Origin of the sequence: Mangrovibacterium diazotrophicum, from assembly GCF_003610535.1 — a bacterium.
GTDB classification, from domain to species: Bacteria; Bacteroidota; Bacteroidia; order Bacteroidales; family Prolixibacteraceae; genus Mangrovibacterium; species Mangrovibacterium diazotrophicum.
Map to the genome: position 1 here is coordinate 1,105,491 of NZ_RAPN01000001.1, position 26,692 is coordinate 1,132,182.

24 protein-coding genes are annotated in these 26,692 nt (G+C 45.5%); 10 read left to right on the forward strand and 14 right to left on the reverse strand.

Annotated features, from left to right (window positions below; translation table 11 throughout):
* Positions 1–39: 39 nt before the first annotated feature.
* On the reverse strand, positions 40–1,545 hold the full coding sequence (malQ, locus tag BC643_RS04480; protein WP_120271960.1) for a 4-alpha-glucanotransferase: 1,506 nt from the start codon (positions 1,543–1,545) through the stop codon (positions 40–42).
* 239 nt (positions 1,546–1,784) lie between these two features.
* On the opposite strand from malQ, the gene BC643_RS04485 reads away from it, so the two are divergent.
* The 3 genes from BC643_RS04485 (at position 1,785) to BC643_RS04495 (ending at position 5,442) form a co-directional block, all read left to right on the forward strand.
* On the forward strand, positions 1,785–2,615 hold the full coding sequence (locus tag BC643_RS04485) for a CvfB family protein (protein WP_120271961.1): 831 nt from the start codon (positions 1,785–1,787) through the stop codon (positions 2,613–2,615).
* Positions 2,616–2,750: 135 nt separating this feature from the next.
* Positions 2,751–4,997, forward strand: a complete 2,247-nt coding sequence (locus BC643_RS04490; RefSeq protein ID WP_120271962.1) for a type IA DNA topoisomerase — start codon at positions 2,751–2,753, stop codon at positions 4,995–4,997.
* A gap of 10 nt (positions 4,998–5,007) precedes the next feature.
* Positions 5,008–5,442, forward strand: coding sequence for a hypothetical protein (locus BC643_RS04495; protein WP_120271963.1), 435 nt, complete (start codon positions 5,008–5,010; stop codon positions 5,440–5,442).
* A 42-nt stretch (positions 5,443–5,484) separates the two neighbouring features.
* On the opposite strand, the gene BC643_RS04500 is transcribed toward BC643_RS04495, so the two are convergent.
* The 5 genes from BC643_RS04500 to BC643_RS04520 all read right to left on the reverse strand — a co-directional run bounded on the left by BC643_RS04500 (position 5,485) and on the right by BC643_RS04520 (position 13,049).
* The gene (locus BC643_RS04500) at positions 5,485–5,916 is read right to left on the reverse strand and encodes a divergent PAP2 family protein (protein ID WP_211337981.1); all 432 of its coding nucleotides are present in this window, start codon (positions 5,914–5,916) and stop codon (positions 5,485–5,487) included.
* A gap of 130 nt (positions 5,917–6,046) precedes the next feature.
* The gene (locus BC643_RS04505; protein ID WP_120271965.1) at positions 6,047–7,249 is read right to left on the reverse strand and encodes an aminotransferase-like domain-containing protein; all 1,203 of its coding nucleotides are present in this window, start codon (positions 7,247–7,249) and stop codon (positions 6,047–6,049) included.
* Between the two features lie 539 nt (positions 7,250–7,788).
* Positions 7,789–8,868, reverse strand: coding sequence for a phosphatidylinositol-specific phospholipase C1-like protein (locus BC643_RS04510; RefSeq protein WP_120271966.1), 1,080 nt, complete (start codon positions 8,866–8,868; stop codon positions 7,789–7,791).
* A 133-nt stretch (positions 8,869–9,001) separates the two neighbouring features.
* Complete coding sequence (locus tag BC643_RS04515) at positions 9,002–10,603, reverse strand: diflavin oxidoreductase (RefSeq protein WP_120271967.1); 1,602 nt, start codon at positions 10,601–10,603, stop codon at positions 9,002–9,004.
* A 352-nt stretch (positions 10,604–10,955) separates the two neighbouring features.
* The gene (locus BC643_RS04520; protein WP_120271968.1) at positions 10,956–13,049 is read right to left on the reverse strand and encodes a S9 family peptidase; all 2,094 of its coding nucleotides are present in this window, start codon (positions 13,047–13,049) and stop codon (positions 10,956–10,958) included.
* A 323-nt stretch (positions 13,050–13,372) separates the two neighbouring features.
* On the opposite strand from BC643_RS04520, the gene BC643_RS04525 reads away from it, so the two are divergent.
* The 3 genes from BC643_RS04525 to BC643_RS04535 all read left to right on the forward strand — a co-directional run bounded on the left by BC643_RS04525 (position 13,373) and on the right by BC643_RS04535 (position 17,201).
* On the forward strand, positions 13,373–13,864 hold the full coding sequence (locus tag BC643_RS04525; protein ID WP_120271969.1) for a thioredoxin family protein: 492 nt from the start codon (positions 13,373–13,375) through the stop codon (positions 13,862–13,864).
* Between the two features lie 244 nt (positions 13,865–14,108).
* The gene (locus BC643_RS04530) at positions 14,109–14,633 is read left to right on the forward strand and encodes a hypothetical protein (RefSeq protein WP_120271970.1); all 525 of its coding nucleotides are present in this window, start codon (positions 14,109–14,111) and stop codon (positions 14,631–14,633) included.
* A gap of 132 nt (positions 14,634–14,765) precedes the next feature.
* Positions 14,766–17,201, forward strand: a complete 2,436-nt coding sequence (locus BC643_RS04535) for a GH36-type glycosyl hydrolase domain-containing protein (protein WP_120271971.1) — start codon at positions 14,766–14,768, stop codon at positions 17,199–17,201.
* Between the two features lie 53 nt (positions 17,202–17,254).
* Here the strand turns inward: BC643_RS04535 and BC643_RS04540 are convergent, their stop codons facing one another.
* From BC643_RS04540 to BC643_RS04560, 5 genes are all read right to left on the reverse strand, one after another.
* Positions 17,255–17,896: a DUF2202 domain-containing protein gene (locus tag BC643_RS04540; RefSeq protein WP_120271972.1), complete on the reverse strand. Its 642-nt coding sequence runs from the start codon at positions 17,894–17,896 to the stop codon at positions 17,255–17,257.
* 11 nt (positions 17,897–17,907) lie between these two features.
* Positions 17,908–18,357 carry a hypothetical protein gene (locus BC643_RS04545; RefSeq protein WP_147377144.1) on the reverse strand — a complete coding sequence of 150 codons (450 nt, stop codon included), beginning with the start codon at positions 18,355–18,357 and terminating at the stop codon, positions 17,908–17,910.
* Positions 18,358–18,522: 165 nt separating this feature from the next.
* A complete protein-coding gene (locus tag BC643_RS04550; protein WP_120271974.1) occupies positions 18,523–19,038 on the reverse strand; it encodes a Spy/CpxP family protein refolding chaperone in 516 nt (171 codons plus the stop codon).
* Positions 19,038–19,466 carry an anti-sigma factor family protein gene (locus BC643_RS04555; protein ID WP_170154451.1) on the reverse strand — a complete coding sequence of 143 codons (429 nt, stop codon included), beginning with the start codon at positions 19,464–19,466 and terminating at the stop codon, positions 19,038–19,040. The genes BC643_RS04550 and BC643_RS04555 overlap by 1 nt, the downstream gene beginning before the upstream one ends.
* A 37-nt stretch (positions 19,467–19,503) precedes the next feature.
* A complete protein-coding gene (locus BC643_RS04560; RefSeq protein WP_120274141.1) occupies positions 19,504–20,079 on the reverse strand; it encodes an RNA polymerase sigma factor in 576 nt (191 codons plus the stop codon).
* 213 nt (positions 20,080–20,292) lie between these two features.
* On the opposite strand from BC643_RS04560, the gene BC643_RS04565 reads away from it, so the two are divergent.
* Together BC643_RS04565 and BC643_RS04570 are read left to right on the forward strand one after the other, a co-directional pair.
* Complete coding sequence (locus BC643_RS04565) at positions 20,293–22,122, forward strand: sodium:solute symporter family protein (RefSeq protein ID WP_120271976.1); 1,830 nt, start codon at positions 20,293–20,295, stop codon at positions 22,120–22,122.
* 216 nt (positions 22,123–22,338) lie between these two features.
* Positions 22,339–22,614: a hypothetical protein gene (locus BC643_RS04570; protein WP_120271977.1), complete on the forward strand. Its 276-nt coding sequence runs from the start codon at positions 22,339–22,341 to the stop codon at positions 22,612–22,614.
* 4 nt (positions 22,615–22,618) lie between these two features.
* Here the strand turns inward: BC643_RS04570 and BC643_RS04575 are convergent, their stop codons facing one another.
* Positions 22,619–23,107 carry a PaaI family thioesterase gene (locus BC643_RS04575; RefSeq protein WP_120271978.1) on the reverse strand — a complete coding sequence of 163 codons (489 nt, stop codon included), beginning with the start codon at positions 23,105–23,107 and terminating at the stop codon, positions 22,619–22,621.
* Between the two features lie 69 nt (positions 23,108–23,176).
* The gene (locus BC643_RS04580; protein WP_120271979.1) at positions 23,177–23,992 is read right to left on the reverse strand and encodes a prohibitin family protein; all 816 of its coding nucleotides are present in this window, start codon (positions 23,990–23,992) and stop codon (positions 23,177–23,179) included.
* A gap of 73 nt (positions 23,993–24,065) precedes the next feature.
* On the opposite strand from BC643_RS04580, the gene BC643_RS04585 reads away from it, so the two are divergent.
* Positions 24,066–25,013, forward strand: coding sequence for a nucleoside phosphorylase (locus BC643_RS04585; RefSeq protein ID WP_245994859.1), 948 nt, complete (start codon positions 24,066–24,068; stop codon positions 25,011–25,013).
* 27 nt (positions 25,014–25,040) lie between these two features.
* Complete coding sequence (locus tag BC643_RS04590; protein WP_120271980.1) at positions 25,041–25,907, forward strand: transglutaminase-like domain-containing protein; 867 nt, start codon at positions 25,041–25,043, stop codon at positions 25,905–25,907.
* Here BC643_RS04590 and truA read toward each other — a convergent pair whose 3' ends face one another.
* Positions 25,908–26,678 (reverse strand): tRNA pseudouridine(38-40) synthase TruA, encoded by a 771-nt coding sequence (gene truA, locus BC643_RS04595; protein ID WP_211337982.1) that lies wholly within the window; start codon positions 26,676–26,678, stop codon positions 25,908–25,910.
* Between the last annotated feature and the right edge of the window lie 14 nt (positions 26,679–26,692).

Below are 26,692 nucleotides of genomic sequence, written 5' to 3' on the forward strand. Positions count from 1 at the left end.
TCATAACCCGCAACTCGAAACCCGCGACGCGACTTCCTCCTACTCGTCCAACTTCACCACACGGTTGTACTTTTCTGTCAGATCGACTAAAAAGTCTTTGTGCGTCTTTTTCAGCATGCGCCATTCCATCCGCCATTCCCAGTTATTTTTCACTGTTCCCGGGGTGTTCATGCGGTGCTTGCCGTCAAGTTCCAACAAATCCTGCATCGGCACAATCGCAATTTTGGCCACCGATGCCCAAGCTGTTTCCAGCAAACTGCGATGCAAAATGTTCCAGCCTGCCGTGAAGTAACTTTTCAGATTTTTTCGCTCTTCTTTCGTCGCTGTTTTTAGCCAGCCTAAAGTCGTGTCGTTATCGTGTGTACCTGTGTAAACTGCGAAGTTTTGTCCGTAATTGTGCGGCAAATTCACATTGGTTGCATCCGAGGCGTAAGCAAATTGCAGCACCTTCATGCCGGGCAATTCAAAAGCATCGCGAAGCGCCTCCACTTCCGGTGTAATAATACCAAGGTCTTCAGCAATTACAGGTAGATAGCCCAATTGCGATTTCAGTAAACTCAGCATCTCAAAGCCTTTGGCCGGCCACCATTCGCCGTTAATAGCGTTTTCTTCACTCGCCGGAATTGACCAAAACGACTCCAAACCACGGAAATGGTCAATCCGCACCAGGTCGAACATGCGCAGGTTGAAATGAATTCGCGCCGCCCACCAATCGTATTGCCGCTCAGCCAACCGGTCCCAATTAAAAATCGGGCATCCCCAGTACTGGCCTGTTTCACTGAAATAATCCGGAGGAACGCCCCCGACATGGGTCATTTCACCTTTGTCATTCAGCATGAAAATATCCTGGTTGCCCCAAACATCAGAGCTGTCAAGCGACACGTATAACGGAAGATCGCCAAAAATCAGAATCCCTTTTGAATTGGCATAATTCTTCAACTGGAACCACTGCCGGAAAAAAATAAACTGAACGAACCGATGGAAATTAACCTCGCCATCGCTTTCCAAAAGCGCAACATCAACGGCGTGAGATTGGCGCTTTCTGAGCTCGTCGTCCCATTCGTTCCAGCACAAATCTTCATCGTTGTTCTTCAGGGCACGGAACAAGGCATAATCCGTCAGCCACCACGAATGCTCGCCTAAAAAGGTGTAGTAATCTTCTTTCCAGTCGTCAAAATTTTCGGAAAAAGCCTCGTAAGCTTTCCGTAGCAGCGCCGTCTTTTCAACCACCACTGTATCGTACTCAACTTTCTTCTCTGATAACTCTGGAAAGCCCAGCAAGTCTTCCTCTGCCAGCAGCCCCTCGTCGGTCAATCGTTCCAAACTGATAAACAGAAGGTTTCCTGCAAAAACGGAATACGACTGGTAAGGTGAATTCCCATAGCCAGTCGGCCCGATCGGCAAAATTTGCCACAATCGTTGTTTCGTTTCCGCCAAAAAATCAACAAACTCATAGGCATCTTTTCCCAAAGTGCCAACTCCGTATTTATTCGGCAGCGAACTTAAATGCAATAAGACTCCGCTACTACGCTCTAATTCTTTCATTTACTTTCCTTGATTATATCGTCCCGAAAATCAATCTCCCTCCTCACGTTCCTGCGTTCAGTCAAGAACTCACTCGGTATAAGACAAAAATAAATTTTTTATCGTATTCGAAAGCAGATCAATGCAAAAACATCTTTCAATGTCAGTTCACTTTATTTTGAAGTAATCGCAGGCATCAAAATTTCGAATGGCAAATTCCGTCGAAAGAACTACCTTTGCGGGCAAAGAAATACAGATTTATGGCTGCAATTGGTTTATTGAATGAGTTGGAAATTGTCAAAGAAGTTGACTTTGGATTGTACCTAGATGGTGGTGAACAAGGTGAAATTCTTTTACCGAAACGCTATGTTCCTGCAAACTGCAAAGTGGGCGACCAGATTGAGGTGTTCATCTACCTCGACTCGGAAGACCGGCTTATTGCAACCACTGAAACACCGCTGGCCATGGTTGGCGATTTTGCGATGCTGAAGGTCGTTTCGACCACTCCTGTTGGCGCCTTCATGGAATGGGGCTTGCAAAAAGACCTGCTCGTGCCTTTCCGCGAACAGCAATTCCCCATGGAAGAAGGCCGCAACTACCTGGTTTTTGTTTACGTTGACGACGAAACGCAGCGTATTGTAGGCTCCTCAAAACTTGATAAGTTCGTTGATAACCTACCCGTTGACTACGAAGCCGGAGAAGAAGTGGACCTGATTATTGCGGGCAAAACCGACTTGGGCTACAAAGCTATTATCGACAACAGCCACTGGGGCTTGATCTTTAAAAATGAAGTGTTCCAGCCGTTGAAAACCGGCGACCGCTTGAAAGGGTACATCAAGAATGTGCGCCCCGACGAGAAGATCGACCTGGTACTTCAAAAGCCGGGATACGAGAAAATTGACAGCATCGCTCAAGGCGTTTTGGACAAATTGAAAGAAGCAGGAAATTTCATGCCTGTCAACGATAAAACCGATCCGAACGAAATATCAAAACTGTTCGGAATCAGCAAAAAGAACTTCAAAAAAGCGATCGGTTCGCTCTACAAGCAACGTTTAATTACGATTGAAGATGACGGAATAAAAGCTGTGTGACAGTGACCAGTTCGAAGTGATCAGTATTCAAACAGTTACGATTTAGCTATTTACAATTGACAAATTGGAAAGCAACCAATTTACAGCTTGAAGTTTACTTCTTGCAGCTTTTGACTTTCAACTTTTGCCTTCACCATGAAACTTTGTATTGCCGAAAAACCTAGTGTAGCCAGAGAAATCGCCCAAATTATCGGGGCCAAAACCCGCCGCGACGGTTATTTTGAAGGAAATGGCTACCAGGTGAGCTGGACATTCGGACACTTGTGCACCCTAAAAGAACCACACGATTACACTGACAAATGGAAATACTGGGACATGCGCTACCTTCCCATGATTCCGCCACGTTTCGCGATCAAAGTCATTGAAGACAGCGGGGTGCAAAAGCAATTCGGCATTCTGGAGAAACTCATCAGCGAAGCGCAGGAGATCATCAACTGCGGTGATGCCGGCCAGGAAGGAGAGCTCATCCAGCGCTGGGTGCTCACCAAAGCCATCAACAAAGCCCCGGTCAAACGCCTCTGGATTTCGTCGCTGACGGAAGAGGCCATTCGCGAGGGTTTTGAAAAGCTGCATGAAGGCGAAGAATTCGACAAACTCTACGAAGCCGGGAGCGCCCGTGCCATCGGCGACTGGTTGCTGGGCATGAACGCTACACGCGCCTACACGCTGAAATACGGGCAGAATAAACAAGTGCTATCTATCGGCCGCGTGCAGACACCAACTTTGGCGATGATTGTTGAACGTCAACTGGAGATTGAGAACTTCAAACCGGTGCCTTATTGGGAAATCAAAACTATTTACCGCGACACCGTTTTTTCGGCGACCAGCGGACGTTTTCAGAAGCCGGAGGACGCGCAAACCGTGTTACAGGAAATTTCCGGCATCGACCTGTACATTGGCAATATTGAAACCAAGAACAGCAGCGAGCACCCTCCCCGCCTCTTCGACCTGACTTCGTTGCAGATTGAATGCAACCGCAAGTTCAGCATGAGTGCGGACGATACGCTGCGCACCATCCAGTCGCTTTACGAGAAAAAAGTAACGACCTATCCGCGTGTTGACACCACCTTCCTGTCGGACGATATTTACAAGAAGGTGCCGGCAACACTAAAAAATATGAAAGGCTACGAAAGCCTGACGCAACCGATTTTGGAAGCCGGCAAAATCCGGAAATCGAAAAAGGTATTCGACAACAAGAAAATCACCGATCACCACGCCATCATACCAACCGGGCAAAACCGGATCGATTTGAGCGATGCCGAACGGAAAGTTTTCGATTTAGTTTGCAAACGTTTCATCGCTGTGTTTTACCCCGACTGTAAAGTGGCCAACACCAGTGTTGAAGCAAAGATCGCCCAACACGATTTTAAAACTACCGGGAAACAAATTCTGGAACCGGGCTGGCGCGTAGTCTTCCAAAACGAAGACAAGGACGACAACAGCGAAGATCGGATTCTGCCAGCCTTTACCAAGGGAGAACACGGTCCGCATCAACCCGATTTGCAGGAAAAGCAAACCCAGCCACCGCAATATTTCACCGAAGCGACTTTGCTGCGAGCGATGGAAACGGCCGGCAAAAACATGGACGACGAAGAGCTGCGCGAGCTCATGAAGGAAAACGGCATTGGCCGCCCTTCAACCCGTGCCAACATTATTGAAACCCTCTTCCGCCGTCGCTACATTCAGAAGGAGCGAAAACGCTTGGTTGCAACGCCAACCGGAGTTGAACTCATTCAGAGTATTGAAAACGATCTGTTGAAATCGGCCGAACTCACCGGCCAGTGGGAGCGAAAATTACGCCAGATTGAATCGGGCGAGGTAGAAATCGCTCAATTTATGGACGAAATGAAGACGATGGTTTCCGAAGTGATTAACCAGGTAAAAAGCTCGCCACGCAGGCAGATCACCATTCTGGAAGACGAGGAAACACTGAAGGCGAGAGCCAAAGAAGAGGCGAAGCAACAGAAAAAAGAAGCGGCCCAAAATGCGGCTGATAATATTGAATGTCCGAAGTGTGGAAAAGGAAAGCTGCTAAAAGGAAACTCGGCCTGGGGCTGCTCGGAATGGAAAGCAGGCTGCCGTTTTACAATTCCGTTTGCCATGTACGAAAAGCAACTGACCGACAAGCAGGTAATAACATTGGCAACCAAAAAGAAAAGCCCGGTTATTAAAGGTTTTAGCTACAACGATCTAAAAATTGACGGCAAATTGATCCTCAACGAGAATAGCGAGCTCATTCTGCAAACCGAGATTAAAGACGACAGCAGCTGCCCCAAATGTAACGTGGGCAAAATTGTAAAGGGGAAAACCGCTTACGGTTGTACTAATTTCAAATCGGGATGCGACTTTCGGATGCCGTTTGAGATTGCAGTTTCTAGCTAGAAAGTGCTTTATGAAAACTAAAATCAGAAATAAAACACCCCAATCTCCCGCAAAATGGGATACCAAGAGCACGATAAGCACTATTGGTATTGCCCTGATCGTTGGCCTCATTGCCTTTTCACAAACTATCAAACCCAAAAGCAATCGTGTTGACTATTTAAGATTCGATCAAACGACCAAAGGGTATATAACTCATATTGCTGAAAGAGGTGGCTATTTTCAAGGCTACAAAGGAGCTAACTATATGACCTCCGGCTATGAGATTTCGTACGAGTTTTCAGTCGATGGCGTAAACTTCGCGGGAAAGTCTCTGGTACCTCAAAATGAAGCTATTTTGAAAATCAGAAATCAACAAAAGAATAATAATGGTCCAATTACCGTGAGGATTTGGTACAATTCTAACAATCCTCAGTTTAGTGATATTGACTTGAGCAGTATCAACTAAAAACATCAGAAGACCAGACACGAAAATTCTTGTTTGTATTTTCTAGCCCAGTAACCGGAAAAACAGGGCAACCAAAATACCAACGATTACACCACCAAAGACTTCGCGAAAGGTGTGCCCCAGGCTTTCTTTCAGCTGGGCACTCTTAAATTCTTTCAGCTCTTCAAAATCGATTCTCTTCGATAATATATTGAGGAAACGTGCATGTTTACTGGCTTCGTAGCGCACGCCCATCGCATCGTGAATGGTGATGATGGAGAACGTAATGGCGATGGCAAAAAAGTAATTGTCAATTCCCTCGAAAAAACCAATGGTACAAGTTAAAGCTGTTACCACCGCCGTGTGCGAGCTGGGCCACCCACCGTTCGACTTCAGCAACTCGAAATTCCATTTTCCTTTTCTAATTTTGAAATTGATCAGTTTTACTGCCTGTGCCACAACCATTGCAGTCAAAGCTGCCAAAGCTGTTTCCATTGCCGAATTCATTTGCATAAACGAGTCCTCCTGTCGGTTTTAATAGACGAACACCACAAGATAATTATTTCTTTCAGTTAGAAGTGCCTTGGGGCGACATCTTTTAAACGGATGCCACCCCGCGCTTCAACTAAACCGCGCAAAGAACTTTCTTCATTTCTTCGGCAATAATCTGCACGCCTTTTTCAATTTCGTCCGGATCTGCGTTTGTAAAGTTCAAACGAATATGATTGCTGCCCTGCCCTTTGGTGTAGAACGAATTCCCGGGAACGAAAATCACGCCGCGTTCCATGGTCGATTTAATCAGCTCGTCAGCACGTAAACCATCCGGCAGCGTCAGCCAGATAAACATGCCACCAGTTGGCTGGGTCACCTTTACGTCATCCGGCAAATAGCGATTCAACATATCAACCATACAGGCTGCCTGTTCCTCATATTTTGTTCTAGTCCGGCTTAAATGTTCATCCAGATCGTTGTGCGTCAAGTAGTGGTGCAAAACGTATTGAGTCAGGTTATTCGAGTGCAAATCAGCTGCCTGTTTCGCTTTATCGAAATGCGGTACCAAAGCCGGCGGCAGAATCACCCAACCATTGCGCAGTCCAGGAGCGACCATTTTCGAGAACGAGCCAGTCCAGGCTACATGATCCGGCGCATATTTTTTTACCGGCGCAGGGAATTCCTCGCCAAAACAAATTTCATTGTAAGGATCGTCTTCCAGCAAAAACTGGTTGTAGCGACGTAACAATAACGCCAAATCCTGTCTTTTTTCATCTGAATAACTGATTCCCGATGGATTTTGGGCATTGGTAACCGCGTACATTAATTTGATTTCATCGTTCAGAAACAAGTCTTCGACCTGCGCCAAATCAGCACCGTCTTCCAGCAAGTCTACTTCCTTAAAATTGGGCAGATAAGCCGACATCGATTGGATAGCTCCCAAATAGCTAGGTTTTTCTAAAATCACGCCATCTCCGGGATTGATAAACAGCTTCGACAAAATGTCAATTGCCTGCTGTGAACCATTCGTAATAACAACCATCTCCGGTGTAATCTTCATGCCATACTTGGCACTGTAGCGACTGGCAATCCACTCGCGCAGTGGGTAATACCCCAACGAACCGGCATATTGCAGAATATTACGGCCAGCGTCGGCCATTACTGCCCTTGTACTCTCGGCCAATTCGTCGACCGGGAACAAAGACGGATTTGGCAATCCTCCGGCAAACGAAATCATTTTTTGCTGGCCAATGGCATTTAAAATGCTGCGAACAAAGGATACCGGTATATTTCGGTATTGTTCTGAGAATTTTTCTTCGGGAAACTGATTTTCCATAGTTTGTTATTTAAGTTTAAAATCGGCAAAAACAAAAAGCCCTTCCCGGGGCTGACCACACCGGAAAGGGCTTTGCAACATGCAATACAGTCCCGCTCCTAGGTGATCAACTCCACCAGGATAACCGCGACCGCGACGAGAATATGTATTGACAATCGACTCATATTATTTGTATCAAACAGTAATAAAAACAAAAAAGCCACCCTCCGAAGAGAATGGCCTTGCTCCAATAGCTTTAATATTTTTTGTCCATACTCTTCCCTAGCCCAACGCGATGACCGCGAGTGCGACGACGAGAATCGTATGAATTGAATTGCTTTGCATTGTTTTCACAAAGGAAAGATAATTTTCAGCCCTGCAAAGTTTCAGTTTCCTTTTTTTCAATTTTCATTCGAAAAATTTAAAATGGGCACGGAATGTTAACAAAAACGACCAAACAAGGACTTAGCTAAAAATAAAAACACTGCGCTCCGTTAAACGGGCACAGTGTCATGAACAAATGTATGAAATAATATGGGAAGATTCTTTTAATCTGCTACTTAACGCTTCTCAAAAAGCGGATTCACCCGAACATAAGTACTGTCTGCAAAAGCGATGTGATAGGGCGAATCGAAAAATGTACTGGGCTGATAATAGTCGGTAGTTATGATTTGAGCCCCCGATGCACAAGCAGTTTCAAAACGCGAATAATCGTTATTCCGGGCTTCGACCGTGTTGGCATCCGCACGCGTACGAATCAGGTAGCCTTGTTTGACTAGCTTCGGGATTTCCGGGTTTTCGGGATCGTTTAACAACAAAGCTGCTGCTTCGGGAGTACCGGGTTCGGCGCGGGCAAACAATACCCGACCAATTAACGAAGGATGCCCGTGCATATAAAGGTCCCGCTTTGCTCCTCCATCGTCCAAAATGAAGAGGAAACGCCCCTGTGCGTCTTCCAATTTCGGCCAGCTTCCTTTAGTCACTGCTTCATTTAATGTAGGATAATCAGCACGAACCATATCCGGAGTGATCAACTTGTCGTCTCCCAAACCCGCGCGAATTGCCTCATCCAGCCGATCAAAAGTTGCTGATGTTAATCGCTCCGGTTCGGTGAGTTTTGAGTGGTCATCTTTCATCTGATCAGCAGACCCTTTTACTTCCATTGTTATAAACACGGGAAAATGTCCGGGATTAGCTTCAGACCAAGCTTTCAACTGAACTAACGCAATTTTTAGCGTAGGACACGAGCTAAGAAAATCAACGCCAATCATATGAAAGACCTTGAAACCCGGCTTCATCATCAAACTATCGGGGTCATAAGGTTGTTCGGGCTTCACCCAATCCAAACCTTCCGGATGAGCATACCGACCGCCCAGGCTGTCAGCATACACGTCAATTTCCAAATTGCGTAAGCCTAAATCCAACTGATCAGCAAGACTGACATGCGCGTACTGCAAACCTGTGGCTCTTGGATCTCTGGCAATCATCGAATCCATCAACGCAGGCTCGATGGCCTGTTTATAGCTATTGTGAGAACCGATTACCTGGTATTGGTTAATCGGTAGATTGTCGTTTTGATGAGATGTAGAACATGACGCCACTAACAAAAAAGAAAAAGCAGCAAGCGCACGAAACTTCATAACTTTTGTTGTTGAAATTGATGCGTCAAAGCTAGGCAAAAACGAAGCGGCATCCGTTAAACCAAAATTACATTCCGATTAGATGTTTGGAAAAAACGTTCAACAAACCGTTAAAGACCGACTCAAAAATGAACTAATACACATCTTCGCAATAGCGATTATCGGCTTGCAATTGATCCACCGTCAGGCCATTATCTTCGGCCTGCAACAACGCATTGATGGTTTGCTTAACGCTTTGCCCCATCTTTATCGAGCCACACACGTAAATATGTGCACCTTGGTCAATCCACCTCAGCAGTTCAGTACCTTCTTTCAATACGGCATCCTGCACGTAGAATTTCGTCGATTGGTCGCGGGAGAAAGCCAAACTCACATTTTCCAGCAAACCTTCACGTTTCCATCCATCCAATTCTTCGCCATATAAATAATCAGACTTTCGCGTCTTTTCGCCAAAGAATAACCAGTTTCGGGTATTTGTATGCATTCGGCGTTCCTGTAAAAACGCACGAACGGGAGCAATACCAGTCCCGGCTGCGATGAAAATTGCCGGCGTTGAAGAATTGACAGGCAAACGGAATTCATCGTCGGGCGCGATGAAAAACGAAACAGCCGTGCCAACTTCCAACCATTCACTCAAGTAAGTTGAACAGGAGCCTTGACGTTCGCGATTCTTGTGGTTAAACCGCACCTGTTTTACTGTTAGCTGCAGCTCATCAGCATTCATTTGCTGGAAGGATGAAATCGAATAATAGCGGATTTTCAACTTGTCGGGTAAACTAACCAATTGCGATGTATTAAACAGATACGGGAAGTCGTTCAACATATCCATCAAATCATGCTTACGTTGGTAATCCAAACTCGCCTTGTCGTCTGCCAGTAGGTCCGACAGATTTTCGTCGCCCGATAAATCAGCATAACGCTTCATAACCCCACGACTCAAGGTCGTTATTTCAGCTTTTGTCAAGAGAAACTCGCGAAGGCAAAGACCTTCTTCCTCTCGAATCAACTCTTCTGGATTTAGTCCGGTCTTAGCGACAATCAGTGCGACCAATCGTGGAGAGTTTTGTGGCGCAACGCCAATGGAATCACCTGATTTATATTGCACTTCTCGCCCGTTAATAGCCAAACTGATGTGATACACCCCTTCTGCGGACTCCGGATTGAGACATCTTTTTTCTTTAACAATTGCTTTCTTCCACGATCGATTCTTTTGCTCCTCAATGAGAAAAGAATCACCATTCGAGCTCCCTGCCAATAATTTAGAGACCGTTGAAATCCAGCCGGCAGCGTTCGTTTCAAACGCTTCATCACAGTCTACACGCGGAGAAAAGGGTTTGGCACCGCTGTCAAGCAAAAGCCTTTCCAGTGTCTTTCCGGCCTCGCAAAAATGCTCGTAATCCGAATCGCCCAACGCGCATACCGAAAACTCAAGATGATCAAGTTGAATCTGTTTATTCTTTAAGTGCTTGAAAAAACGGACAGCTACCGGAGGTGGATCGCCCTCTCCATGAGTGCTCACCACAAAAAGAACTGTCTTTTCCGAAGCCAGGTTCTCTGCTTTAAACGACGACATATTTTTCAGCCGCACTTTCTTGCCTTTCTCCTTTAAATGTCGAAAAGTCTCACTGGCAACAAACTCTGCGTTGCCTGATTTTCCGCCAAATAATATCGTAATTAAACCTGTTTCGGCTGCAAGCTGCTGCTCACCAAAAAACTTCCGTATCGTTCCAAACATCCTTTTCAATTTTGTTTCCTGTCGTGAATTGTGACCACCTGCTGAGCAGAAAATCGAATACTGACGCCAAAGTTAATTTCGAAAGTCAATCTGATCAATCCCAACATCTTATGATTTTACCGAAAGACACGAGACCAAAACACCATAACAAGATAAAATTCAATGAATTAAATAGAAAACCGACTATAAATCACCCAATATTAAAAGACAAAAATATCTCATATATGAAAGGAGACCTGTTTCTTTCTCCTTATTTCTAGGTAGAAAAGCCATCAGAAAGCAAATTTATGGCCAAGAAAAAGGGCATCCCATTTGTCGTGAAATGCCCTTTTGCGTTATCCTCGGAGTTCGATTATTTCAACCATTTATCCAGCCAATTTTTAAACACTCTCTGCCACAGAATACCGTTTTGAGCGGTAGTCACCCAGTGACTTTCTTCGGGGAAGTGTAAAAACTCGGCCGGGATATCCTGCAGCACTGCCGCATTAAATGCTCCCATCCCCTGTGTGAACGGAATCCGGAAATCCTTTTCTCCGGTAATCACCAAAATCGGTGTGTTCCATTTGCCTGCAAACAAGTGCGGAGAGAACGTGTATGAGCGCTGAGCGGCAGCATTCGATTTGTCCCAGTAAGGGCCACCGATGTCCCAGTTTTCAAACCACATTTCTTCGGTAGTCACATACATTTGGTCGAAGTTGAAAATACCACAGTGCGAAATGAACGCTTTAAAACGCTTGCTCTCATTGTGACCAGCCAGGTAGTTAACAGAGAAGCCACCGTAGCTGGCACCAACTGCGCCCAAACGATTTTCATCCACATAGGGCTCCTTGGCCACATCATCAATCGCCGACAAGTAATCCTGAATATTCAGGCCACCGTAGTCTTTGCTGATTTGTTCCAACCATTCCATACCAAAGCCCGGCAAACCGCGACGGTTTGGAGCCACGATAATGTAATCGTTCGCGGCCATCATCTGGAAGTTCCAGCGGTACGACCAAAATTGGCTAACTGTTCCCTGCGGACCACCCTGGCAATACAAAATGGCCGGGTATTTTTTGTTCGGGTCGAAATGAGGCGGATAGATTACCCAAACCAACATCTCTTTGTTGTCGACTGTTTTTACCCAGCGGCTTTCCACCTTACCCATTTCCAACTGATCCATCAGTCCTTTGTTCACAGCTGTCAATGGCTCGTCGGTTCCGGTAGCCATGTCAACCAGGTACAATTCGGCTGGTTGCGACATCGAAACTTTCGTTGCCACCAATTTGCCATTAGCTGCTTCTTCAACTGTCTGGTAATTGTGCACGCCATCGGTCAAACGCTGAATGTGTCCGTCTGCGATGCTTACCCGGTAGATTTCATCAGTTGCATGAATATCGCTGATGAAGAAAATTGCTTGGGCATCGCGGCTCCAGCTCAGGTGCTCCGCATTTTGCTCCCAATTAGCCGAATAGTTTTTCTCTTCTCCGGTTTCCAGGTTCATCACAAACAAACGCGTTTGATCCGATTCGTAACCATCACGCGCCATGCTCGTCCACGCCAGGTATTTACCATCAGGCGAAAAGCTTGGATTTTTATCGTAGCCTTTGTGTGCTTCTGTTAGGTTTCGGGTCTTTCCGGTTTCAATATCGTATTCGTACAAATCAGTATTCGTGCTCTCGGCGTAAGCCTTTCCACTCAACTTTTTGGATGAATAAACCAATTTCTTGCTATCAGCACTCCACGCCAATTGCTCGGTGCCATCAAATGGGCGATCAGGTGCATCAAACTTCTCCCCTTCCAGCAAATCCTTGCCGCCGGTAATTCGTTCCGCTCCGAGCTTGGCGATAAAAATGTGATTGTACGTATAGTCATGCCAGTTATCCCAGTGTCGATACATCAGATCACTTTCCAGACGGGCATTTGCTTTCGGCAAATCCGGAAACATGTCATGAATGTTTTCGTCCAGTTTCACCTGTTTCACATAGGCAATTTCCTTCGAGTTTGGTGCATATTTAAATCCGTTGATTCCGCCTTCAATGTCGGTGATCTGCTCCGGATTTGAGCCGTCAGGGTTCATTTCCCACAACTGGCTGCTACCACTCGCTGACGAGATATAGCCAATTTTCTCTCCATCAGGCCGCCACATCGGCTCCGATTCGTTCGACGCGGTATTGGTCAATTGTACTGCTTCGCCACCGTCTGCCGGTACCGAATACAGTTCTCGGTAGCCTTTATTTTCTTCAATATTGAAATAAGTTACCGCGTACAGCACCGTTTTCCCATCGGGCGACAAGCTTGCATTTCCGAGCCGTCCAAATGACCACAGCACCTCCGGAGTCATCACATCCGATGTTAGTTTCGGTGTCTCCGGCACATAAGATTTTTGTATATCATTCATCGATTTGGGGTTAGCACAAGCATTCAGAATCAATGCCGTGACAATTAAAACATAAACATTTCTCATAGTAAGTAATCTATTTTCAGGAATCGCAAAATACAGTTTTCAAAAGAGATAAAAAAGAACTTAACAACTTGTTCAAAACAAATGCTAAAATCACCCAGAAGTAAATCTCGAACCGTTTTGACCAAACAATTGAGAATTCTTAAAAGACAAAAAGACGTTGCCCGTTAATGCACCATTCGACAGACCAGGAAGTGGATACATATTCATTTTTCTATATATTTACATTTATTAGCTATTTTTAGGTCAATACTTAGACCCAAGGTTATATATTTGTAGTTGAAGACAATCCGATAGACTCAAATAAACGGAAAGGAAAAGGCACTATGAGAAATATATTTTTAGCATTCAGCTTCGCTGTTCTTACACTAACCAGCTGCGCTTCCGGCTCAAAAACGGAGAATCAAACTCAAAACCCGGATGATCCGCAGGAACACAGCGTTAGCCTAATTAGTAAGGAACAATTTTTAAAAGAGGTTTGGAACTACGAAGACTCTCCCAACGAATGGAAATTTTTGGGCGACAAACCTGTGATTATTGATTTTTACGCCGATTGGTGCGGTCCATGTAAAATTGCAGGACCCATTTTGGAGGATGTTGCCAAAGAATATGATGGCAAAGTGATTGTTTACAAAATCGACACGCAGAGAGAACGAGAGCTGGCAAGTGTATTTGGAATCAGCAGCATCCCGGCATTCCTTTACATTCCTGTTGAAGGAAAACCAATGATGACAGCCGGAATAGGGCGGACAAAAGACCAGACGCGACAAATGTTTGTAGACAACATTGAGTCGCATCTGCTAAAAAACAAGCAATAGTTTCATTCGCAATATAGATCTAAAGGACGGCCTTCACCGTCCTTTTTTCATTTAGCGCAAAGATTCTTCGAGTCAAAAAATAAATCGAAATTCAGAACATATGACAATTCAACTTTGAAAAATTAGCATTTGCTCGTCCGAATATCTGAATTGCTCAACAGATTGCCGATTTCAGTAAATGCAGAGTGTACCGCTGTTGGATTTTAGGCCATTAAAACTAAATTGCCGTTAAAATTCAACAGTTATGACTCACGTGGAAAGCTTTTTAAATGAATTGAATAACTCAATTCAGGCTGATCAGACCAACGGCAACAAGCAGCAAAATACCGGTTTAATTCAGTTTATCGCTTCAACCAAAAACTCGCTTGATAATCTGCAGTCATACCTTGACAATAAACAAGTCGCCCAGTTCTACCAGGAAATCGGAGAGCTCAAATTCATGATCGAATACTCCGACGAAGTTCACAAAAACTGGTTGCTCATTCGCGCTTATTCCGGAGCATTGGCCCGTCTCTCGTTGGAAGTTTCAATGAAACACGCGTCAGATGTGTCGTCCTATTACGAAATCCAATATGGCCGTCGCCGGATTTTGAAGGAGGAAAGTTGGTTCGAACAACTGCGTTGGGAATTCCTGGACGAACTGAAAACGCTCGACGATGATGCGAAACTGACTCGTTTCCTGAACAAGCAGCACAAAAAGCTAAACAGCTGTTTTCAAGTCTACAAAAGCGAGCTGATGCTGTTTCTCGAGAGTCTGAACAAACAGTAATCCCTCCATTTTTAAAATAACTTTTCTACAACATATTTAATTTTGCGCCTATCTTTTTGTACTTTTTACAATTAAATTTATTTTTGCTTCGGAATTAGACAATTCTGGCTTATAAACCCAACAACACGACTTATGAATTTCGGACATTTTGATGACGAAAAGCGGGAGTATGTTATTACCAACCCGCAAACACCCTGGCCTTGGATCAACTACTTAGGCAACGAAGATTTCTTTAGCTTAATTTCGAACACAGCCGGCGGCTATTCTTTTTACAAGGATGCCAAGTTCCGCCGGATTACGCGCTACCGATACAACAATGTGCCGATGGACAACGGAGGCAAGTATTTTTACATCAACGATGGCGGGACTATTTGGAGCCCGGGATGGAAACCTTGCAAAACTCCGCTGGATGACTATTCGTGCCGCCATGGTATGAATTACACGGTCATTAAAGGGGCTAAAAATGGTATCGAAGCTGAAGTGCTGTACTTTGTTCCATTGAAAACCTGGGCTGAAGTTCAAAAGGTAAGTTTGAAGAACAACACCGATCAAAGCAAAAAAATAAAGCTGTTCTCGTTTGTCGAATGGGCACTTTGGAATGCCGCAACCGACATGGAAAACTTCCAGCGAAACTTCTCAACCGGCGAGGTTGAAATTGACGGAAGCACCATCTACCACAAAACAGAATACAAAGAGCGCCGCAATCACTATGCCTACTACTCGGTAAACGCACCAATCGGAGGCTTTGAAACCGACCGCGAAACATTCTTCGGACTGTACAATGGTTTCGACGAGCCGCAAACTGTTCTTGAAGGCGGACCACGAAACAGCGTCGCGCATGGCTGGTCGCCAATCGCGTCGCATTTCGTCGAAGTGGAGCTTCAACCCGGCGAAAGCAAAGAGTTGGTTTTCGTTTTGGGCTACGTTGAGAATGAACAAGACGATAAATGGGAATCCAAGAACATTATTAATAAAACGAAAGCCAAAGCGACACTGGAGCGTTTCAACACCGCAGAAAAAGTGGATGCGGCATTGGCCGAACTAAAAGCATACTGGGAAAAACTGCTGGGTGTTTTCACGCTCAACTCGAAGGAAGAAAAACTGAATCGCATGGTCAACATCTGGAACCAGTACCAGTGCATGATAACCTTCTGTTTCTCGCGCTCGGCTTCGTTCTTCGAAAGCGGCATTGGCCGTGGTATGGGCTTCCGCGACTCGAACCAGGATTTGATTGGCTTTGTGCACCAAATTCCGGAACGCGCCCGCGAACGAATCATTGATATTGCCTCAACACAATTTCCCGACGGCGGTTGTTATCACCAGTATCAACCATTGACGAAAAAAGGAAATAACGAGATCGGTCAAGGGTTCAACGACGACCCGATGTGGCTGATTCTCGGTGCAACAAGCTATATCAAAGAAACCGGCGACTTCAGTATTCTGGTTGAGCCTGTCCCATTCGACAACGAACCGGGAACCGAAGTTTCCATGTTCGAACACCTCACGGTTTCGTTTGACCACGTGGTGAACAACCTCGGGCCTCACGGATTGCCGTTGATCGGTCGTGCTGACTGGAACGACTGCCTCAACCTGAACTGCTTCTCAAACGACCCGAATGAAAGCTTCCAAACGACCGAAAACAAAACCGAAGGTAGCAAAGCCGAAAGTTTGATGATTGCCGGCTTGTTTGTGGTTTACGGACGCGACTATGTGGAGCTTTGCCGCAAGCTGGACAAAAACGAGGAAGCCGACCGCGCTCAAAAACACATTGACGCGATGGTAGAAGCCGTGAAACAACACGGTTGGGACGGCGAATGGTTCCTGCGCGCTTACGACTACTACGGTAACAAAGTTGGATCGGATGAAAACGAAGAAGGCAAAATCTTCATCGAATCGAATGGCTGGTGTACGATGGCCGGAATCGGCATGGAAGAAGGTATGGTTGCCAAAGCGCTCGACTCAGTGAAAGAACGATTGGATTGCGAACACGGCATTGTACTGAACAACCCGGCCTTCACAAAATATTACATTGAGTACGGCGAAATTTCAAGCTACCCTGCTGGCTACAAGGAAAACGCCGGTATTTTCTGCCACAACAACCCCTGGATTATGATCGGGGAAACGGTGCAGGGTCGCGGAGACCGCGCTTGGGATTATTTCCGGAAGATTTGTCCCGCTTACACCGAACATTTGAGCGACCTGCACAAAGTGGAACCTTATGTGTACGCCCAAATGATTGCCGGGAAAGACGCTTTCAAACCAGGCGAAGCTAAAAACTCTTGGTTAACCGGAACGGCAGCCTGGAACTACTACACCATCACCCAATACATTCTGGGCATCCGCCCAACTTACGACGGACTATTGATGGATCCGTGTGTTCCGGCAGAATGGGATGGCTTCCAAGTAACCCGTACATTCCGAGGAACGACTTTCAACATTGAAGTCACGAACCCGAACGGTGTGATGAAAGGCGTAATAGAACTTTGGATTGATGGTGAAAAAGCGGACGGCAGCCTGGTTCCGATAATCGGAAAAGCCAGCTGCGAAGTAAAAGTCATCATGGGCTAAAAAATAAAAAGAGCGGATTCAGGTCCGCTCTTTCTGTTTCTATTCGTTCGTTTCTAGTTGTTTTTCCCGCATCCGCGACCACGACAGTTCCCCTGCCCTTGTCCTCCTCGTTCCATATCTCCTTCAACTATTTCATCAAAATGATCCTGTGGAAGGAGTTTCGGTTCATAGTTCTCGCCGTTGTTGGCCAACACCCTGGTAAAGGCCCGCAGGTGGTTTCGGCTGCCGCGAAGCAAATTCGAATACACCACTTTAATCGACTCATCTGTTGTTTCATCCAGCAAGCGTTCCAGATCTTGAATATCCAATTCCTCCACGTAGGCACCGCTTTCCAACGCCGCTACCAGCGAAACTTTGCCGTCACTCAACAACTGATCGTAAGTAGCCTGCAATTCTTCATTCTGAAAAACACCCGCTTCGGGATTTGCTGGATCATCCAAACCAAAGGCGTCCAACAAAGTAGCAATAGCCGCCATGTGATTGGCTTCAGCCATCGGGATATTCTCGAAAATGCGTAGATCGTACAAATCACCAAAGGCCGTGTACAGGTCGTGCGCCAGTTTCTCTTCTTCGCGCATTTGCAGCAGCCCCGCTTTCGCCTCATCAGTCAGGCTTTCGCTGCCAACTCCGGCGTAACTGCTCATTACAACTGAGAGCAAGACTGCCAGTAAAATTCCACTTACTTTTGTTTTCATAACTGAAATGACTAACTGTTAGCACGACAAGTTCCGGAACCATTTCCCGAACGGCCCTGACCGTTGCCCTTACCCTGTCCTTTTCCTTTTTTGCCGGATTGCCCCACTGCGCTGCCATTGTTTCCACGGGCTTGACGCGCACTTTGCCAGGCCGCATATTCTTTTTGCTGATCAGCATTCAACAAGCCGTTGATGTCTTTTCGATGGGCATCGCGGGTATTCAGCATTTTTTCTCGAATTGCTTGCTTCGCTTCCAGATCGGTTGTCGACTGGCGCTCGGTCCGGTATTCAGCCATTTGCTTTTGAAAGCTTGTTTCCAGTTCGGTGATCGAAGCTTTCTGTTCATCGGTCAAATTTGAAATTCCGTTGATACACGAATTTTTCTTTGGGTTTTGTGCATTTGTATTCAGTCCCAATGTCACCAATAAAACCATTGCTAAAATTCCAATTGTTGTTTTCATAACTTCTGTTTTTAAATTCATTCGATGTTGTTTTGTTTTCCCTCCGACTTGAAGGTTTTACTACTTGACACCGATTGAAATGAAAACTTGTGGTGTTAAAAGAGAAAAAACAAAAAAAATCCTGAACCAGGGATTGGATCAGGATCAAATGAAGAAGAATGAATATTATTCAGGCCTGCCCTGCCGGTGCTTTTTACCTGGTAGTTGAACGCGTTCGTCGCTGTTAAGCAACGACTGAAAAATATCTGCCAACCGAGCTTTCTGTTCATCATTACAGATCGACTTCAATTCGAGGTAGAAGTCGCAGGTTGCCAACTTCAGATCCCGATGCTCTACACCTACTCGTTGCGCGATCGCTTGCAGATCTTCCCGACTAACCGAATCAGAGAATAATTCGTCGAGCATTTCCACGCGTAACTGACTCATATCGTCAGCAATTCCCCGTGCCCGACGGTTGAACCGCCGGTTGGCTTCACGGAAAGGCTCGAGTTGGGCTTCACTCAAATTGAGTTCCTCTTTGAAAAAACGGGTTCGCCGGTCCCCGGGAACTTTCGTTTCTACCCGCTCGCGCGACGAGCGCTCTTCATCATTACTGTGATAAAAAACTGTCGCTACCGTGGCTACGTTTGTAACCAATAGGATCACGACCAGCCAGCTTAATATTTTCACGTTTCGAAACATCACTCAAAGTTTAAAAGAAATTCTTCAATGGGTTCTTCGGATAAATCATCAAACGGCACCAACACTGCCTGCTCGGTCGAAGCAAGATCGGCTCGGGCATGATCGCCCACCCAAATGCCGAACCGAATTCCGACCGCGAGCAGCAAAACAATTAGCGCCGGTTGAAGCACGCGTTGCCAACGAACCCCGGAAACGCTGCGCCGCGCATCAATCCTGTTTTTGACACCTGTGTAAAAATACGGGCCGGGGTCTTGTGTCCTGTTTTCATCCAGCAAAAGCAAACTGCTTTTCAACTCCAGAAAGTATGTCATGCACTCGCCACATTCTTCCAGGTGAGCGGCAACCTGCTCCCTCGTTTTTTCAGGCAAACTGCCTTCCAGGTAGAAAATCAGCTCTTTGCGAACGCTATGATGGTTCATCGTTTTCATAATCGTTTGACACATTTTTCAATTAAAACTTGTGCACTCAAATGCCCTTTTTGTAGCACTGGTACAACTTCTTTTGCAATCCAAGTTTTGCGCGGTGAATCAACGATTCGACCGACGACAGGGAAAGCCCCATCACTTCTGCAATATCCTGGTACGCGAGATCTTCCAGTTTGCTCAGCGTAAAAGCCACACGCTGACGCTCGGGCAAACTATTTATAGCTTTGTACAAATTGGTTCTTCGTTGATCATTTTCTACTTCGTGGTCGGGCCTGGAACTCCAGCTTTCATCGGGCACATCCACTTTCGTTTCATCTCCCAAACTGATCCCAACCGAACGGAAAAACTTCCGCCGCTTGTTGTCGCGCACAAAATTGAGCGATCGGTTCACAGCAATGCGGTAGATCCAGGTTGACAACTTCGATTCACCCCGAAACTTGTGCAACGAATGATATAATTCGACAAATATTTCCTGCGCCAGATCCTCCGCATCATTTCGATCCTGCACAAAGCCCAGACAGGTGTGCAAAACCATCTTTTGATGACGATCCACCAAGAGCCGAAAGGCCTTTTCATCGCCATCATTGATTTGCTGCACCAAGTCCTGATCAGTCATTTTTGAGGTATTCAGTTTTGGTTTTGACACGAATTTATAGAAAAACTTGCGGCCCGTTCACTTAAAATCTCACCATTTTCTCCATTTGCTTGCAGCAGTGATGTTTTCACTTGTTTTTTCCTACCCAATTTAACCGAAAATAAAAGGCAAAAGGCCCGAGATTAACGCCAATAATTGCTATTTTTAACCCAACAACTTATAAACCCTCAACCAATGAATCTGACTATTACCGACGTAATTATTATTGCGTTGTACCTGGTGGCTACAGTCGTTATCGGACTGGTTTTGAAAAAAGTCGCTCAAAAAAGCAAATCCAATTATCTTCTTGGTGGAAACAAATTGCCCTGGTATATGCTTGGCTTGTCCAACGCGTCCGGAATGTTCGACATTTCCGGCACCATGTGGCTGGTGACACTTCTTTTTGTGTATGGGCTCAAAAGTATCTGGATCCCCTGGCTTTGGCCGGTGTTCAACCAGGTATTTTTAATGGTTTTCCTGAGTATCTGGCTACGCCGCTCGAATGTAACAACCGGTGCCGAATGGATCAATACCCGCTTTGGAAGGAGTTTGGACAGTAGCCTTTCGCACGGCGTCGTGGTTATTTTCGCGCTCATCCTTTGCCTGGGTTATCTGGCTTATGGCTTTATCGGGCTGGGCAAATTTGTGATGATTTTTATCCCCTGGCATGTTGTGGCTCCTTATATACCTTTCACTGTGCCGGAAGCCTACGTTCCTCACATTTACGGGATCACCTTCACGCTGTTCGCCGTTTTCTATGCCGTTCTGGGTGGAATGACCAGTATTGTTTGGGCCGATGTTTTGCAATACATCATCATGACCATTTCGGCAATTCTGATTGGCGTGCTGGCCATGAAAGCGCTGACTGTAGAAACATTGAATGTGCCGGATGGCTGGAAAACCCCCTTCTTCGGGTGGAAGCTCGATGGGCTCGACTGGCGGGGAATGATCGACCAGGTGAATGACAAAATTGCCAGCGATGGCTATTCGCTCTTCACGATCTTTTTTATGATGATGGTCTTCAAAGGATTGCTGGTTTCCATTGCCGGTCCGGCACCAACCTATGATATGCAGAAAATTCTTTCAACAAAAACGCCGAAAGACGCAGCCAAAATGAGTGCTTTCGTATCGGTGGTTTTGATGCCAATCCGCTACTTCATGATTGCCGGTTTTGCCGTATTGGGAATCCTCTACTTCGACCGTTTAAACCTGATGGTTGCCGGACAAATTGACTTCGAGCAAATTCTGCCGTCGGCAATTGCCGAATTCGTTCCTGTTGGTTTTATGGGATTGCTTCTCGCTGGCTTGCTGGCAGCCTTCAACTCAACCTTTGCCGGAACGCTAAATGCTGCCCAAGCCTACGTGGTTAACGATATTTACCTGCGCTACGTAAACCCCGATGCTTCCAATAACAAACTTAAAAATATCAACTACGCAACCGGGATTATCGTTGTAATTATCAGTATCATCTTCGGCGTTTTCGCCCAAAACGTAAACAGCATGTTGCAGTGGATCGTGTCTGCGCTTTACGGCAGCTACGTGGTATCCAACGTGTTGAAATGGTACTGGTGGCGTTTTAATGGCTATGGCTATTTCTGGGGTATGGTGGCTGGCCTGATCCCAGCGTTGATTTTCCCTTACATCTTCACAGAAACTTTGGATTTGTACTATTTCCCTTGGCTGCTGCTGGTTTCGGTAATCGGTGCCATGTTGGGTACTTTCCTGTCGAAACCAACCGACGAGGAAGTTTTGAAAGAATTCTACCGAACTGTTCGCCCGTGGGGATTCTGGGGACCGATTAAAGCGAAAGTCATGGCTGAAGATCCGACTTTCGTTCCCAACAAAAATTTCAAGCTGGACATGTTCAATGTGATCATCGGAACAACCGCGCAAACAGCCCTGGTTGCTATGCCAATCTACATTGTACTGAAAGATACACTTCCGATTTGGATTACGATCGCCATCACCATCGTGTGTGGTCTGATTCTGAAAAAAACCTGGTGGGACCGATTACCCGAAAAATAGACAATTCAACACTAATCATAACCGCTCAGGATTCCAACTGAGCTTTGGTTAAATAAATGACAGGAAAAGGAGACTCCACAGTCTTTCATTTCCTGTCATTTATCATGTTTTGCCGGGCAAATGCAAACGTTTGTCCTCTTGTTAAGTATTTTTAACGAAATTTTTGCGCCGAAAGATCAGATTTGCCTAATTTTAGACAAATTTTGATCCGAAACCATGAAAGCAGTTATTTTAACCTCTTCGATTTTCTACTTGTTAGGGTTGAAGGTTTCTCAAAACATTGAAGCCAATCCCAAAGAACTCCAGGACGCCAACCCAGCACCGGTAAAACAAGAACAAGTAATCGAAAAACCTGTTGCCGAAAAAACAGAAGAGCAAAAAACGCTTTACACAACAACTCCACAAAAGGAGACTCCGACGATGAATTCGGATTCAGGATTTAACTCCGTGGTTCGACAAAAATCAACACATTTAATGGAAAAGATGGACTAACAAATTAGTCCTCCTTATCGAAAAAAGCTTCCACACCAGGGTAATGATATTTCTCCCGGGCAATTCGTTCCGGAAAAATAAAGTAGTCCATTTCAGCCATCGTGCATAACTTCCCTTCCGAATTATAAATCCGGGCCTCAATTTTGGCAGTTCTCCGTTGTTTTTCCAACAACTTCGCACGTAAAGTAATCTTCCCCGTATTTGTATAAACCGGCTCCTTGTATTTTACATTCAGCTCTGTTGTAACACCTGCAGTTCCGCACTTGACATACACAACCCAGCCCCCAATTTCATCGAGCAAAGTGGCTTGAATTCCACCGTGCAACACATTCACCCAGCCCATAAAATTTGGCTGTGGTTCCCATTCGGCATACAGTTCATCACCGTCTTCCCAAAATTCCAGTTTCAGACCAATTGGGTTATGTGGCGAGCATCCGATGCACTGGTAAAGTTCCGGATCATCGTTTCTATGAACATTCAATATTTTTCTCATGGCAACTGTTTTAGTAAAAATGAAACCGGCCGGAAATTACTTCCCGACCGGCCTTCAAAGTTAATATCTTTAATTGTTTCCGAGAATCAGCGGCAAACCATCCTTGCCACTGCCAACGACCACAACTTTCGAATTCTGCGATTTCGCCAACTCCAGCGTTGCCTCTATTCCTCTTTGTTTCAAAATTTTGTCAGTTAAACTCGAATTAATAATCTGGTTATAAGCTGCAATACCTTCCGCTTCAATTCGCTTCCGCTCAGCTTCAGACGTTTCGCGGGTTAGGCGGAATTGGTAGGCCAATGCTTCCTGCTCGGTCTTCAATTTATTTTCGATTGCCACCCGAATTTGATCCGGCAAATTGATGGAACGAATCAGCAAAGCACGCATGTCAATGTTATTCTTCTCCAAAATAATTTTGGTCTCATCAATGATTGCCTGTTCCACTTCGCTACGTTTGGTCGAATAGATTTCCTCGGCTGTGTAACGGCCCGCCACCTGACGCACCATTGAGCGAACTTCGGGGATGATCAATTGATCAATATACCGCTTGCCGAAAACTTCGTGCAAATAGCCAATTTTATCGTACACCGGGTTGAAACGAACGGACACGTCAACATTAATATTCAAACCATTTTTATCGAGAACATCCATGGTTTCCTCCCGTTGCTGTTCTTTCACATCGTACACAATCAGGTCGTTCCAAGGCGCGACAACATGAAAACCAGGCATGTAGATATTTTCTTTATCCAAACCATCTCCGAATGGCCGGAAAATAATAGCTCGTTCGCCGGGCTGAATGGTGAAAAACATACTACTACCGAAGAAGATGAGTATAATCACTCCAACGACGATGACAATTAAATAAGATTTCTTTAGGACATTCATTTTGGTAAGTTTTCAATATTATTTATACGATATTAAACAATTGTCCGCAATTAAACAAAAGTCGCCGATAATCTTGAAACAGGAATCGGAACCGACGTTGCGTTGCGCCGGATTTTTGATTAGTTTTGAGCAAAATCATCAAGGACTTTCTATGATTGGCTCCTCCGAACTAATAATTAATTCCGATGGAAGTATCTTTCATCTTCACCTGAAACCCGAGCAAATTGCCGACAACGTAATCCTGGTTGGCGATCCAGGACGGGTTGAAATGATCGCTTCCCTCTTTTCCCAAATTGAATTTAAAGTTAGCAACCGCGAATTTGTCACCGTAACCGGAACGTTCAAAAAAACGCGCATCACAGTTATCTCTACTGGCATTGGCACTGACAACATCGACATTGTGATCAATGAACTGGATGCGTTGGTGAACGTGGATTTTGAAACACGCGAGATAAAAACGGAGAAGCGAAAGTTGAACATCATTCGTATTGGCACTTCCGGCGGACTTCAGCCTTTTCTGGATGTCAACTCCTTTGTGATTTCTCGCAAAGCAATCGGTTTCGATGGCCTGCTCAACTTTTATGCAGGACGGAACTCGGTGTCTGATCTGGACTTTGAAACCAATTTTAAAAACCACGTCGACTGGAACCCGCTGTTAACGTCGCCTTATGTTGTTGACGCTTCTCCCGAACTGTTTGATAAAATTAACGGGCCCAATTTTGCTTCGGGTGTTACCATATCGGCACCGGGCTTCTATGGTCCGCAGGGGCGGGTTTTAAGGTTGCCAATCGTTGATCCCGAGATAAATCCTAAAATCGAAAGTTTTAACTACGCCGATTATAAAATTACCAACTACGAAATGGAATGTTCGGCCATTTACGGGCTGTCGGCTCTACTGGGCCACCGCGCGCTGACGGTTTGTCTCATCATCGCGAACCGTCTAAGCAAACAGGCCAACGGCGACTACCACACGATGATGAAAAAGCTTATTCAGTTGGTTTTGGATAAGTTGGCAGAATAATATATCTTGAGCCAATACACGACGCTTATGGATTCTCAAAAACTACAAGCACTAATTAGCCTTTTGGATGACCCGGATCAAGCAGTGTTTGAGATGGTGGAAAAGGAGTTGCTGAAGGAAGATACGTTGCAGGTGGAACAATTAGAGCACGTTTGGGAAACGAGCCTGGACGAACTGATGCAGAGCCGGATCGAAGATTTGATTCAGCAAATTCAGTTTCGCGAAACCAGCAAACGAATTCAAAACTGGTCGATACAACCGGCCGTTGATCTATTTGAAGGATTCTTTCTGATCAGCCAATACCAATACCCCGACTTAAAACTGAAATCAGTTGAAAGTCAACTCAAAAAAATTAGCAGCGACGTTTGGCTCGAAATCAACAACCGACTGACCTCGATTGAGAAAATCACGGTTTTGAACCACATTCTTTATGATGTCAACAAATTTGCCATCAACCACAGCAACATGCTGTTGCCGCAAAACTGTTACCTCAACCAACTGCTGGAAACCAAAAAAGGCAACCCGATCTCGTTGGCCATTTTATATACAATAGTTGCACGCGATTTGGGCTTTCCGGTCGAGCTGATCGACTTCCCTAAAAATCCGCTATTGGCTTATGTTGATGCTGAATTAGCAAAGAAAACACATGGCGAAGACTACGACTCCCCCATTTTATTCTACATCAACCCGGCAAACAAAGGGGCGATTATCGGGCGGAAAGAAATCGAGTATTTCATGAAGAAAAATGAGCACGTCGACGACAAAGTTTTTCAGCAACCAAGCGAAGACCGAAAAATCATCAAGTTGCTGCTCGAAAACCTGATTGAGGCTTACGAAGCGGTTGGCCATCGCGAAAAGGTAAACGACCTCAGCTCGATTGCCTCGATGTTGTAATCAGTCGATTGGTTCCGACCGCACAAACATCTCTTCCGGATAATGAATATCGGTTAAAAATAGTCCCTCTGCAGGTGCAGAAACTCCGGCTGAGCCACGATCTTTGGCTTCGATAACCTGTCGAAAACCATCAACTGTAAGTTTTCCCAATCCAACTTCAACTGTTGTCCCCACAATAGCCCGAACCATGTTCCGCAAAAAGCGATCGGCTTTAATCGTAAATTTCAATTGCTGACCGTCCAGTTCCCATCGAGCCTCGTCAATCCGGCAATTATTCGTTTTCACATCGGTGTGCAACTTACTGAAGCTGGTAAAATCAATAAACTCGAAAAGCACCTTGCAGGCCTCGTTCATTCGTTCAACATCCAACGGCCGGCTATTGTACCAGGAGGTCTCCAGCGTAAAGGGATTCTTCCGTTGATTGATAAAATAGTGATAAGTCCGGGAGACAGCACCAAAGCGGGCATGCGCTTCCGAATCAACTTTGGTGATTTTAAAAATGACCACGTCCTTGCCTAAGAAGCTGTTCAATTTGTAGGTAAATCCAGGTTCATCCAAGGAGCTTTTGGCCGAGTCGAAATGGGCCACATAGTAGCTCGCGTGAACACCGGTATCAGTCCGGCCGGCACCGGTTACCCCAATGTCTTCGCGGCAAATGGTTGTGAGCGCATGCTCCAAATCTCCCTGCACACTTTTGGCGTTGGGCTGCACTTGCCAGCCATGATAACGCGTGCCGTTATAGGCTAATTCAACAAAATATCGTTGTTTCAATTTTCGAATCTGTT